Origin of the sequence: Pseudomonas guariconensis, assembly GCF_015680235.1 — a bacterium.
GTDB classification, from domain to species: domain Bacteria; phylum Pseudomonadota; class Gammaproteobacteria; order Pseudomonadales; family Pseudomonadaceae; genus Aquipseudomonas; species Aquipseudomonas guariconensis_A.
This window is the reverse complement of record NZ_JADLJL010000014.1, coordinates 16,976-29,689: the sequence shown is the minus strand read 5'-3', so window position 1 is coordinate 29,689 and position 12,714 is coordinate 16,976. Positions and strand designations below refer to the sequence as shown.

At 63.6% G+C, this 12,714-nt stretch carries 11 protein-coding genes; 8 read left to right on the top strand and 3 right to left on the bottom strand.

Annotated features, from left to right (window positions below):
* Positions 1 to 54 precede the first annotated feature (54 nt).
* Both IRZ56_RS12020 and IRZ56_RS12015 read right to left on the bottom strand, forming a co-directional pair.
* Positions 55 to 1,005, bottom strand: a complete 951-nt coding sequence (locus IRZ56_RS12020; protein ID WP_196145137.1) for a homoserine kinase — start codon at positions 1,003 to 1,005, stop codon at positions 55 to 57.
* A gap of 69 nt (positions 1,006 to 1,074) precedes the next feature.
* Positions 1,075 to 1,362 carry a DUF2782 domain-containing protein gene (locus IRZ56_RS12015; RefSeq protein WP_043207720.1) on the bottom strand — a complete coding sequence of 96 codons (288 nt, stop codon included), beginning with the start codon at positions 1,360 to 1,362 and terminating at the stop codon, positions 1,075 to 1,077.
* 75 nt (positions 1,363 to 1,437) lie between these two features.
* Here IRZ56_RS12015 and polA point away from each other — a divergent pair, with 75 nt between their 5' ends.
* Positions 1,438 to 4,203, top strand: a complete 2,766-nt coding sequence (polA, locus tag IRZ56_RS12010) for a DNA polymerase I (protein WP_196145136.1) — start codon at positions 1,438 to 1,440, stop codon at positions 4,201 to 4,203.
* Positions 4,204 to 4,616: 413 nt separating this feature from the next.
* On the opposite strand, the gene yihA is transcribed toward polA, so the two are convergent.
* Positions 4,617 to 5,249: a ribosome biogenesis GTP-binding protein YihA/YsxC gene (gene yihA, locus IRZ56_RS12005; protein ID WP_196145135.1), complete on the bottom strand. Its 633-nt coding sequence runs from the start codon at positions 5,247 to 5,249 to the stop codon at positions 4,617 to 4,619.
* A gap of 208 nt (positions 5,250 to 5,457) precedes the next feature.
* Here yihA and IRZ56_RS12000 point away from each other — a divergent pair, with 208 nt between their 5' ends.
* The 7 genes from IRZ56_RS12000 to IRZ56_RS11970 all read left to right on the top strand — a co-directional run bounded on the left by IRZ56_RS12000 (position 5,458) and on the right by IRZ56_RS11970 (position 12,714).
* A complete protein-coding gene (locus IRZ56_RS12000; RefSeq protein WP_196145134.1) occupies positions 5,458 to 5,760 on the top strand; it encodes a c-type cytochrome in 303 nt (100 codons plus the stop codon).
* 31 nt (positions 5,761 to 5,791) lie between these two features.
* Positions 5,792 to 6,409, top strand: coding sequence for a c-type cytochrome (locus IRZ56_RS11995; protein ID WP_196145133.1), 618 nt, complete (start codon positions 5,792 to 5,794; stop codon positions 6,407 to 6,409).
* Positions 6,410 to 6,761: 352 nt separating this feature from the next.
* A complete protein-coding gene (dsbA, locus tag IRZ56_RS11990; RefSeq protein ID WP_196145132.1) occupies positions 6,762 to 7,394 on the top strand; it encodes a thiol:disulfide interchange protein DsbA in 633 nt (210 codons plus the stop codon).
* A gap of 12 nt (positions 7,395 to 7,406) precedes the next feature.
* Positions 7,407 to 8,261 (top strand): endonuclease/exonuclease/phosphatase family protein, encoded by an 855-nt coding sequence (locus tag IRZ56_RS11985; RefSeq protein WP_196145131.1) that lies wholly within the window; start codon positions 7,407 to 7,409, stop codon positions 8,259 to 8,261.
* Between the two features lie 28 nt (positions 8,262 to 8,289).
* A complete protein-coding gene (locus tag IRZ56_RS11980) occupies positions 8,290 to 10,185 on the top strand; it encodes a diguanylate cyclase (RefSeq protein WP_196145130.1) in 1,896 nt (631 codons plus the stop codon).
* Between the two features lie 56 nt (positions 10,186 to 10,241).
* Positions 10,242 to 11,018, top strand: a complete 777-nt coding sequence (locus IRZ56_RS11975; RefSeq protein ID WP_196145129.1) for an N-acetylmuramoyl-L-alanine amidase — start codon at positions 10,242 to 10,244, stop codon at positions 11,016 to 11,018.
* Positions 11,019 to 11,115: 97 nt separating this feature from the next.
* Positions 11,116 to 12,714: an EAL domain-containing protein gene (locus tag IRZ56_RS11970; protein WP_196145128.1), complete on the top strand. Its 1,599-nt coding sequence runs from the start codon at positions 11,116 to 11,118 to the stop codon at positions 12,712 to 12,714.

The following is a 12,714-nucleotide window of genomic DNA, read 5'->3' as shown; positions in this document are numbered from 1 at the left end:
CCCTTGCCAGGCGGCGGTGATATCGGGCCCGGCCTGATCGCGGGGCTGCCTCGGTTACAAGGCGAACGGCAGGTTCAGCGCCACCTGCTGGCGCTGCGCCAGACGCACCTCGAACTCGCTCGGGTCATGAATCATCACATCCATCCCGGCGAATGCCTGGGCCGCGATCAACCGCGACAACCAGAACCGTACGCAACCTACGCGCAGCATGACCGGCCACAGCTCGGCCTCGGCAGCGGTGAACGGGCGCAGCGCCGCATAGGCCGCCAGCAGCGCCTGGGCGCGGGGCACGTCGATGCCGCCGGCCTCGTCCAGGCACCAGTCGTTCACGGTGATGGCAATGTCATACAGCATCGGGCCCGAACAGGCGTTGTAGAAGTCGATCAGGCCCGTCAGGTGTGTGCCTTCGAACATCACGTTGTCGCGGAACAGGTCGGCGTGCAGGTTGGCCCGTGGCAACGCCAGGATCTGCGCCTTGTGCGCGGTGATTTCATCCAGTGCTGGGGTCAACAGTGCCGCCTGCTCCTGGCTCAGGCCTGGAAGCAACTGCGCACCCGAGGCGAGCATCCAGTCCAGGCCGCGGTCGGTGCGGCGCTCGATAATGCGCTCGCGGGTGGCCAGGTGAATGTGCGCCAGCAACTCACCCACCTGGGCGCAATGCTGGTTGTTCGGTGCCTTGACGTGCTTGCCCGACAACCGCGGCTGCAGCAGTGCAGGTTTGCCGCACAGCTCGCGCAGGCCATGGCCGTTGCGGTCGCGCACGGCGTAGGGCACCGGCATGTCGGCATCGTGCAGCACGTCGAGCAGTTCGATGAAGAACGGCATGTCTTCGGCCGGCCCGCGCTCGATCAGCGTGAGGACGAACTCCCCTTGCTCCAGGCTGACGAAGAAATTGCTGTTCTCGGTACCGGCGGCGATGCCCTGGAAATCGAGCAGGCGGCCCAGCTCGTACGGCGCCAGAAAGGTTTCCAGCTCAGGCCGGGTCACGGGGGTGAAGACTGACATGATGAAAAGAAGCCCATGCGGGCACTCCCACCCGGAAGTGCCTGGTTGATAAGAACGATACGCCTCAGATTACCACTCGAAGATCTTCCAGGACGGAATCAGCATGTCCGGCTGGTCGGAACGAATGAAATTACCTTCGGAGCCATCGGCGCGTACCAGGAAATAAGGCTTGCCGTGCTTGGGCGTCACCTTGATCGCATACAGGAAGCCGTTCTGCCGGTACTCCTGGATGGTTTTGTCGCCTTCCGTGCGAATGGTCACATCGGGATCAGCCGATGGGGCGTCTTCCGCCGCCAGGGTGACGACTGGCATGGTGGCCAACAGACCGAGCAGTAACAGGCGATTGAGTGTACGCATGATAACCTTGTCCCTTTGTCGTCAATTGTTCCCGCTATTCTAGCGCCGGACCTGCCGAAAAGGTTGATTCTCCTCATGAGCCAAGCGCCCCTCGTCCTGGTGGACGGTTCCTCCTACCTCTACCGCGCCTTCCACGCGCTGCCGCCGCTGACCACGTCCAAGGGCATGCCCACCGGTGCGGTCAAGGGCGTGCTGAACATGCTCAAGAGCCTGCGCAAGCAGTACCCGGACAGCCTGTTCGCGGTGGTCTTCGACGCCAAGGGGGGCACCTTCCGCGACGCCATGTTCGCCGAATACAAGGCCAACCGCCCCAGCATGCCCGACGACCTGCGGGTGCAGATCGAGCCGTTGCACGCCAGCGTCAAGGCACTGGGCTACCCGTTGCTGTGCGTCGAAGGGGTCGAGGCCGACGACGTCATCGGTACCCTGGCGCGCAGCAGCGCGGCCCTGGGTCGGCCGGTGATCATCTCCACCGGCGACAAGGACATGGCGCAACTGGTGGACGGGCACATTACCCTGGTCAACACCATGACCGGTAGCGTGCTCGACGTGGCTGGCGTGCACGAGAAATTTGGCGTCGGCCCGGAACACATCATCGACTTCCTGGCCCTGATGGGCGACAAGGTCGACAACATTCCCGGCGTGCCCGGCGTTGGCGAGAAGACCGCGGTCGGCCTGTTGACCGGTATCGGCGGCGGCCTGAGCGAGCTGTACGCCAACCTGGACAAGGTGCCGGCTCTGCCGATTCGCGGCGCCAAGGGCCTGCCGGCCAAGCTCGAGGAGCACCGTGACGCGGCGTTCCTGTCCTATGAGTTGGCGACCATCAAGGTCGACGTGCCGTTGGAGATCGAGGTCGAGGCGCTGGTATGCGGCGAACCCGACCGCGAGGCCTTGCTGGCGCTGTACACCGAGATGGAGTTCAAGAGCTGGATCGCCGAGGTGCAGCGCGACGCCGCCCAGGCGGGCGAAGCCATTGCTCCGCTGGAAGCGCCGCAAACCAAGGTCGAACCGAAGTACGAGACGATCCTCGACCAGGCGCGCTTCGAGGCCTGGTTGGCCAAGCTGCGCCAGGCACCGCTGTTCGCCTTCGACACCGAAACCACCAGCCTGGATGCCCAGCAGGCGAAGCTGGTGGGCCTGTCGTTCGCGGTCGAGCCCCACGAAGCCGCCTACGTGCCGTTGGCCCATGACTATGAAGGCGCGCCTGCCCAGCTGGACCGCGACAGCGTGCTGCTGGCGCTCAAGCCGCTGCTGGAAGACCCTGCCAAAGGCAAGATCGGCCAGAACGCCAAGTACGACATCAACATCCTGGCCAACTGCGCCATCGGTGGCGACCCGACCCAGGGCATCCAGATGCGTGGCGTGGCCTACGACACCATGCTCGAATCCTACGTGCTCGACTCCACCGCCACCCGTCACGACATGGACAGCCTGGCGCTCAAGTACCTGGACCACAGCACCATCGCCTTCGAGGACATCGCCGGCAAGGGTGCCAAGCAATTGACCTTCAACCAGATCCCGTTGGACAAGGCCGGCCCCTATGCTGCCGAGGACGCCGACATCACCCTGCGCCTGCACCATGCCCTGCAGGCACGCCTGGCCAAGACGCCCAGCGTGCAGCCGGTGCTGATGGACATCGAGATGCCGCTGGTGCCGGTGCTGGCGAAGATCGAGCGCCAGGGCGCACTGGTCGATGCCGCGCTGCTCAAGGTGCAAAGCGCCGAGCTGGGCGTGAAGATGGCAGAACTCGAGCGTACGGCCTTCGCCCTGGCGGGCGAGGAATTCAACCTGGGGTCGCCCAAGCAGCTTGGCGTGATCCTCTACGACAAGCTAGGCATGCCGGTGCTGAGTAAGACCGCCAAGGGCCAGCCTTCCACCGCCGAAGCCGTGCTCGCGGAGCTGGCCGAACAGGACTACCCGCTGCCGACGGTGCTGATGGAGTACCGCTCGCTGAGCAAGCTCAAGAGCACCTACACCGACAAGCTGCCGGAACAGATCAACCCACGCACCGGGCGGATCCATACCTCCTACCAACAGGCCGTGGCCGCCACCGGGCGCCTGTCCTCCAGCGACCCGAACCTGCAGAACATCCCGGTGCGCACCGCCGAAGGCCGGCGCATCCGCCAGGCATTCGTCGCCAGTCCTGGCTACAAACTGCTGGCTGCCGACTATTCGCAGATCGAGCTGCGCATCATGGCCCACTTGGCCAAGGACGAAGGCTTGCTGCACGCCTTCCGTAACGACCTGGACGTACACCGCGCCACTGCCGCCGAAGTCTTCGGCGTGCCGCTGGAGCAGGTGACTACCGACCAGCGCCGCAGCGCCAAGGCGATCAACTTCGGGCTGATCTACGGCATGAGTGCCTTCGGCCTGGCCAAGCAGATCGGTGTGGACCGCAAGCAGTCCCAGGACTACATCGATCGCTATTTCGCCCGCTACCCAGGCGTGCTGGCCTACATGGAACGTACCCGTACCCAGGCCGCCGAGCAGGGCTTCGTCGAAACTCTCTTCGGCCGACGCCTGTACCTGCCGGACATCAACGCGAAGAACCCGGCGCTGCGCAAGGGCGCCGAGCGCACGGCGATCAACGCGCCGATGCAGGGCACCGCGGCGGACATCATCAAGCGGGCCATGGTGGCGGTGGACAGTTGGCTGACCGACAGCGGCCTGGATGCGCGGGTGATCCTGCAGGTGCACGACGAATTGGTGCTCGAGGTGCGCGAGGACCTGGTCGAGCAGGTGAAGGAGCAGATCCGCCCGTACATGAGCAACGCCGCGCAACTGGACGTTCCGTTGCTGGTGGAAGTGGGTGTTGGTTCGAATTGGGACGAAGCTCACTGAATCGGAGCCCGAAGGCAGGGTAGGATCTGCGGTGTGGTGTCGTGGATCCGCTGAAGGCTCAGTGCCAGAGGTTCTCAAGCTTCATGAAACTATCGCAAATAGTTTCCAGGGCTTTGGAACTAAATCGGTGAACCGGGACTCAGAGTAACTGAATGGCTGGTGAAGCCTTTCGATGCTCCTATGTTGTGTTAAGTGTTGGCAGATACCCGGACCCCGCCCTAGCGGTCCGGACTTGAACCCCGAACTTCTCCCTCCCCATACGAAGTCCGGGGTTTTTTTTGCCCGGAATTCGCCCTTTGTAGGAGCGGCCTTGTGCCGCGAAGGGCTGCGCAGCAGCCCCGCTCCATGGAAACGCTAAACTCCTGGGGCCGCTCTACGGCCTATCGCGGCACAAGGCCGCTCCTATAGACGTTTCAAGCCATGGGCTTGTCTTCCAACTCCATCCACTCGGCCAGCACGCCGTAGGCTTCTTCCAGCCCCAAGCGCTTGGGCGCCGAGAACAGCTGGATGGTAACGCCCTCACCCCAACCCTTGCGGATTTCCGATTGCACCTTGAGCAGCGTGTTCTTGGCTGCGCCGAAGGTGAGCTTGTCGGCCTTGGTCAGCAGGATGTGCATGGGCATGGCGCTGGCCTTGGACCAGTCGAGCATCATCTTGTCGAAATCGGTCATCGGGTGACGCACGTCCATCAGCAGGATCACCCCGCGCAGGCACTCGCGGCTGCCCAGGTAGGCTTCCAGGTGATGCTGCCAGTGCTGCTTGAGCGGGATCGGCACTTTTGCATATCCGTAACCCGGCAGGTCGACCAAACGCCGTTCATCGTCCAGACTGAAGAAATTCAACAACTGAGTGCGACCCGGGGTCTTGGAGGTACGCGCCAGGCTGGCATGGGTCAGGGTGTTGAGGGCGCTGGACTTGCCGGCGTTGGAACGGCCGGCGAAAGCCACCTCGTAACCCTGGTCTTGAGGGCATTGTTCGACCTTGGCGGCGCTAAGGGCGAATTTGGCTTTCTGGCAGAGGCCGAGGATGGGGTTTTTGACTTGCATGGGATATCCGATGTGGGTGTTGCCAAGGCCCGCCAATCAGGCAATGGGCGCGGCAAGCAGTGTCGTTTCCGTTTGGATGGCGGAAGTATATAATGCCCCAGTTTTTGTGTGCGCATTATCCCGGCGTAGGGTGATGTGCATGGGGTGTCGAACAATAGCTCGCGCATTAGAACGCAGCGCGGCCCCCAACCCTGAAAGGTCGTTGCGCATGGCGAAATGGCTGCTTGCTGTCGGTTTGTTCCTGCCGATTTTCAGCGCTCAGGCTACACAGGATCCCGAGGCGTTGTACAACCGCACCTGTGCGGCCTGTCACGCCGGCCAGTTGCCCCAGGCCCCCAAGCTGGGAGACCGGGCAGCATGGGAACCCAGGCTGGCGCAAGGCATGGAGACACTGGTGGCACACGTTACCCAGGGTTTCAAGGCTATGCCGCCGCGTGGATTGTGCATGGATTGCAGTAACGAGGACTACCGTAACCTCATCCTTTGGATGAGCGGCAGCCCCGATACATAACATTTCACCCCTAGCCGTGTTGGATTAGCTGATGAACAAACTATTCGTGAGTCTGCTGTTGACCATGGGTGTCGCAGGTGCGGCCAATGCTGCGCAACCCATCAAAGGCGATGCTGCTGCCGGCCAGGCCAAGACAGCTGTCTGTGGAGCCTGCCACAACCCCGATGGCAACAGCCTGGCGCCGAACTTCCCCAAACTTGCCGGCCAAGGCCAGCGCTACCTCGAAAAACAACTGCACGACATCAAGTCCGGCAAGCGTACCGTGCTGGAAATGACCGGCATGCTGGCCAACTTCAACGACCAGGACCTGGCCGATATCGCCGCCTATTTCTCCAGCCAGAAAGGCAGCGTTGGTGCGGCCGATCCGAACCTGGTCGAGCGTGGCAGAGCGCTGTTCAACGGCGGAGACCTGGAAAAGGGCATGCCGGCTTGCACGGGCTGCCACTCGCCGAACGGTGCTGGCATCGCCCTGGCCGGTTTCCCGCATCTGGGCGGCCAGCATGCCCAGTACGTGGCCAAGCAGCTCACCGACTTCCGTGAAGGCAACCGTACCAACGACGGTGATGCCATGACCATGCGTTCGATCGCAGGCAAGTTGAGCAATAAGGATATCGAGGCGCTGGCCAGCTACATCCAGGGCCTGCACTGAGGCCTTCGGCAGCCTGTAGCGGCCCTATCGCCGGCAAGCCGGCTCCCACAGGGGAGGCAGCGCTAGCCGCTTGTTCTTTGTGCGACAGCGCAGCCCGGGAGGGATGGGTTATCTCCCACAGGAACCGCGCATGACGTGAGTCGATGCGGTCGAGGTGGGAGCTGGCTTGCCAGCGATAGGGGCATTGCAGGCGGCACATTAACTTTCAGTTAATGTTGTAGGCCAATGATTAAAGGGCGGCCGGACCGCCCTTTTTTCCGTCCGTAGCCGTACACTAGCGAACTCGAGCCCTTCCCGGCCGGTCACAGTACCGGTCGCGTCGAGGCGACCAATGACTGCTCAGGAGTAAAGCATGCGTAAACTGATTCTCAGCGCTGCGCTGGTCGCCGCCAGCGTATTCGGAATGACCGCCGTCCAGGCTGCGGAGCCTGTCGAAGGCGAGCAGTATTTCGAGCTGAGCAACCCTGTTCCGGTTTCCGTGCCGGGCAAGATCGAAGTCGTCGAGCTGTTCTGGTACGGCTGCCCGCACTGCTACCACTTCGAACCGACCGTCAATCCATGGGCCGAGAAACTGCCGGCCGATGTCAATTTCAAGCGCGTACCGGCCATGTTCGGCGGCCCTTGGGATGCCCACGGCCAGATGTTCCTGACCCTCGAAGCCATGGGCGTCGAGCACAAGGTCCACGCCGCCGTCTTCGACGCCATCCAGAACAAGCGCATGCGCCTGACCAAGCCTGAAGAAATGGCCGACTTCCTGGCTACCCAGGGCGTGGATAAGGACAAGTTCCTCGCCACCTTCAACTCCTTCGCCATCAAGGGCCAGGTGCAGCAGGCCAAGGAGCTGGCGAAGAAGTACGAAATCACCGGCGTACCGAGCATGGTCGTAAACGGCAAGTACCGCTTCGACCTGGGGACCGCCGGGGGGCCGGAAGGCGTGCTGAACGTCGCCGACCAGCTGATCGCCAAGGAGCGCGCCGCCAAGTAAGCGGCGTTGCCCATGAACCGCTTTCGGTCCACCCGCCTGGTTGGCCTGCGACAACCGCAAGTCAACGAGCACCACCTGCAGGCCCCCGGCCTGCCAGAGGACGGGCGCCTGCGGTTGCTCAGCTTCAATATCCAGGTGGGCATCAGCACCGAACGCTACCGGCACTACCTGACCCGCAGCTGGCAGCACCTGCTGCCGCACACCGGGCGTGCCGGCAACCTGCAGAAGATCGGTGACCTGCTTGCCGATTTCGACCTGGTGGCCTTGCAGGAAGCCGATGGCGGCAGCCTGCGCTCGGGCTACATCAACCAGGTCGAGCACCTGGCCCAGCTCGGTGCCTTCCCCTATTGGTACCAGCAACTGAACCGTAACCTGGGCCGTTTCGCGCAGCACAGCAATGGTGTGCTCAGCCGGCTCAAGCCCCAGCACCTCGAAGACCACCCCCTGCCCGGCCCTGCCGGTCGCGGTGCGATCCTGGTGCGTTTCGGCGAAGGCGACGATGCCTTGATCGTGGTGATGATGCACCTGGCCCTCGGCGCCAAGACTCGCGCCCGGCAACTGGCCTACGTGCGCGAGCTGATTGGCGGCTATCGTCACCAGGTGCTGATGGGGGACATGAATACCCACGCCACCGACCTGCTCGAGCATTCGCCGCTGCGTGACCTTGGTCTGATCGCCCCTCAGGTCGAGGCCACGTTTCCCAGCTGGCGCCCGCAACGTTGCCTGGACCATATCCTGCTCAGCCCCAGCCTGACCCTGGAACGGGTCGAGGTGTTGGCCCAGCCGATTTCCGATCACCTTCCGGTAGCCGTCGAGATTCGTTTGCCTGATGCACTGACTGTGGATACGCTGCCGGTTTTGGGCTAGTTGCCATCACCGGTTCGCGGATTCAGGCATGACAGACGAAGGCGAGCGCTGGAAAGAGAAGTACCTCAAGAGCATCGAACGACAGGAGCAGCTCGAGCGCCGCTGGGAGGCTCGCCTGGACTTGTTGCGTCGTGGCCTGGTGCGCAGCACCCTGGCTGCCGAAGGTAGCGACAAGACTGTCGACCAATGCATGAAGGAGCTGCGCGACGTCATCCGCAGCGACAACATGGATGCCGGTCTGGCCGGGCTGCTGCCACGCTTGGAAAAGGCTGTGCTCGATTCCGAGCAGCGTCGCGAGACGCGCATGACCCAGGTCAGTGAAGCGCTGACTGCACTGGTCAGTCAGCTACAGGGCCTGTCGTTGCCCGGCGAGGTGGCCCGCCCCCTGAAGAAACTGTCCAAGAAGCTCGAGGCAGGCGTCAGCCAATCCCGCGAACTGCCGCCGCTGCTGGGCGAACTCAGTGGTTTGCAGGGCCGGGCCCTGAACGCACTGCAACGGCCGGACGAAGAGATGCGGCCCGGTTTTCTCCAGCGCCTGTTCGGTGGGCGCGAGGCCGAGGCCGAGCCCTCCGCCGCGCCCGCGGACGTGATCCACGTCGATGCCGCCGCCCAGCCACCGAGCGAACCTTCGTCCCCGGTCGATGTGGATGCCCTGCAACCGTTGCCTGAGCCCGAGGAGCAAATCGCCCCGGTGGCTGAGCCCGATGCGCAGGAGCGGCCCTTCGACCCGACTGCGCACTCGCAAGCAACGGCCCCGCCCCTGGTGGACGAGGTGCAACCGCAGCCGCAGGCGGCAGACGCGCCGCAGGCATTGTCTGGGGTGAGCCCGGACAGCCCTGGCGAGGGTTCCTTCGCCCTGCCCGATGCCGTCGAACCGCCTTACAGCATGGTCGCCATGCACATCGAGCAGACCCTGATCGGGCTGCTCGACGACCTGAGCCTGCCCGAGCCCTACAAGGCCCAGGCGCAGGCCATGCGCGAGCGAGTGTCGCGGGGGCTGAACTGGTACGAGCTGATCCCGGTGCTGGATGACCTGGCTGTGCTGATGCTGGCGATCACCGACAGCGGGCAGCATGAATTCGAGGCCTACCTGCAACAGCTCAACGAGCGCCTGGCGTCCTTCCAGAGTCACCTGCAGGAAGCGAGCGCGGGGCATGCCGACAACAGCAGCGCTGTCCGCCAGTTGGATCACCAGCTGCGCGAGCAGGTCGACGGGCTGCAGAGCAGCGTGCAGGACGCGGCTGACCTGGGTAGCCTCAAGCGCGTGCTGGAAACCCGCCTGGAAGGCCTGTTGAACACCATGGACGAACACCAGCACGAACGTGACCGACGTGAGCAGGAGCTGGCGAGCCGCCTGCAAGGCCTGGCCGAGCGGGTGCAGAACATGGAGCAGGAAGCCCACGGCTATCGCGAGCATCTGGAAGAACAACGCCAGAAGGCCTTGCTTGATCCGCTCACCGGCTTGCCCAACCGCGCGGCCTGGTCGGAGCGTGTGGAGCAGGAGGTGAAGAAATGGCAGGCCCAGGGTGGCAATTTGCTGATGGCGATCCTCGACCTCGACCACTTCAAGCGCATCAACGACAGCTATGGCCACCTGGCCGGCGACAAGGTGTTGAAAATCGTCGCCAGCCAGCTGCGCAAACGCCTGCGTGGGCAGGATTTCATCGCCCGTTTCGGTGGCGAGGAGTTCGTCCTGTTGCTGCCGCAGACCGCCCCTGAGGTCGGCGCCAAGCTGGCAGAAGTGCTGCGGGCGACGGTCGAGGCCTGCCCGTTCCACTTCAAGGGCGAACGAGTGGTCATCACCACCTCCATCGGTTTCAGCGCGTTTCGCTTCGGCGAGCGCGCCGACCAGGTCCTCAAGCGTGCCGACACCGCGCTCTATCGCGCCAAGGAGCTTGGGCGCAACCGTGTGGAGCAAGGCTGAGTCGGCGCGCATACGTTATGCTGTTGCATTACTGACTCATCACCCTGGCGCCTTACATGAAAGTGTTGTTCACCGTCCTGCTGTCGATCGTCCTGGCCGGTTGCTCTACCGGCCTGCGCATCGACCGCAGTCACCCTTCGGTCAATCACGACAGCCGTATCCAGTTCGTGGTCCTGCACTACACCAACGCGTCATTGGAGCGCTCCCTGGCCTTGCTGACCCATGGCGAAGTCAGCAGCCATTACCTGATCGGCGACGGGCCGGCCACGGTCTACCAGCTGGTCGACGAGAACCGCCGGGCCTGGCATGCCGGCGATAGTCAATGGCAAGGCCGCACCTGGCTGAACTCCAGCTCCATCGGCATCGAAATCGTCAACCCGGGCTACACCGACACGCCCAACGGCCGGGTTTGGCACCCGTACAGCGAGGCGCAGGTCCAGGCGCTGATCGCGCTGCTCAAGGACATCGTCAAACGCAACAATATCGAGCCCCGGCACATCATCGGCCACAGCGACATCGCCCCGTTGCGCAAGCTCGACCCAGGGCCGATGTTCCCCTGGAAACGCCTGGCCGATGCTGGGCTGGGCGTGTGGCCGGAGGCCACTGCGGTGGCTCGGCAACAGGCCTACTTCAGCGTCAACCCACCGACGATCACCTGGTACCAGCAGCAGCTGGCACGCTTCGGCTATGCCATCGACCAGACCGGCGAGCTGGATGTGTCCACCCGTCACGTGATCGCGGCCTTCCAGATGCGCTTCCGTGCGCAGCGTTTCGACGGCATGCCCGACGCCCAGACCGCCGCCATGTTGCAGGTGCTCAACCGCACACGCTGATCGGTTACTTCCCCGAACGGGCCGGGATTGCGCCCAACGGCAACGCTGACTGCACGCATAGTTGCTATACCTCTTGGTAATCAACTGGATGTCTGCGATGTCAGCGTTCCTTGCGGCACTGCGTCAATTTTTCCACCGTCCCTGGATGCTGGCTGGGCTGGCCGCATTTTCCAGCGCAGTACTGTTGCTCACGGCAAGCCTCGGCGTGGCGCTCCAGCAGGTGAAGCAGAACGAAAGCGCGCAGATGAATGCTCGGGGTGAGCGCTTTCTGGAGCGGCTGGAGCAGATCTTCGGGCAACTGCGAGAAGGTGTCGACCAGCTCCAGGCGCAACCTTTGCGAGGTTGCGATGCGGCGATGATCGCGGCTTTGCAGCAAGTGGGGCTAAGCTCGCGCTTCATCTACGAAGCGGCCTACGTAGACGGCACCGAGGCCTGCTCCAACCGCGGCGGCGAACGGGCCATCGAGCCGTTCCGGGCCCCAGATATTCAAGGGCCGACCTACAGCTATTGGCTCAATACCTCCACCGAACCCAACGAGAACCTGGCGGCGCTGATGCTTGGCCGGGGCCAATTCCTGGTCTCCACTTCGCGGGGGCACCTCACCGACGTGGTCGACCTGCCCCTGGGCAGCAGCGTGCTGGTGGTCCTCGACCACGGTACCCGCGCCATCCCGGTGCTTGGCCCTCCCCAGCGCTGGCCGCCGGCGGCTGATTGGCCGCCGCCGTCGAGCCAGCCGCTGGTGGAGCTGGATGACCGGCTGCTTTATTACATGCAGACCAAGTCTCCGGACTATCAGTTGGTACTGATCGCCCCGCGCGCAGGCCTGCCCTTGAAGATGAATGGCATGCTCTGGCTGTTGTTCCCTGGCAGCCTGGTGCTGGCGTGCTGCATCGGTTGGCTGGTGCTGCAGTTGATCCTGCAGCGGCGCTCGATGAGTTCGGAGCTGCAGAACGCCCTGCGCCGGGGAGAGCTGCAGGTGCTCTACCAGCCGATCTTCGAATTGAACAGCCGACGCTGCGTCGGTGCCGAGGCGCTGGTGCGCTGGCTGCGGCCGGATGGCACCCTGACCAGCCCGGAGCTGTTCATCCCCTTGGCCGAAAATACCGGGCAGATCCGCCAGATAACCGACTTCGTCCTGCAACGGGTATTGGAGCAGCTGAGCCAGTTGCTGCGGGCCAACCCTGAGCTGTACATCTCGGTGAACCTCGCGGCGTGCGATGTCATGGTCCCCCGTATCGGTCGGGTGGCGGCCCGGCTGTTGGCACATCACCGGGTGGCTGCCAGCCAGATCGCCTTCGAAGTGACCGAGCGTGGCCTGATCGATGTAGTGGTGGCGCGTAACAATCTGCAGGCTTTGAGGGCCGTGGGGCACCAGGTGCTGATCGACGACTTCGGCACCGGCTACTGCAGCCTCGCCTACTTGCAAACCTTGCCGGTGGACTGCCTGAAGATCGACAAGGCGTTCATCGATGCCCTGGGGCACGATGCCGCCAGCAGTGGCGTGGCGCCCCATATCATCCGCATGGCCCATTCCCTGCACCTGCGGGTGATTGCCGAGGGCATCGAATGCGAAGACCAGGCGGTACTGCTCAACAGCGAAGGGGTCAACTATGGCCAGGGCTGGCTGTTCGCTCATCCGCTCACGGCTCGCCAATTTACCGTATTGGTCACCCGCGAGCGGCGTAACCGCAGGTAG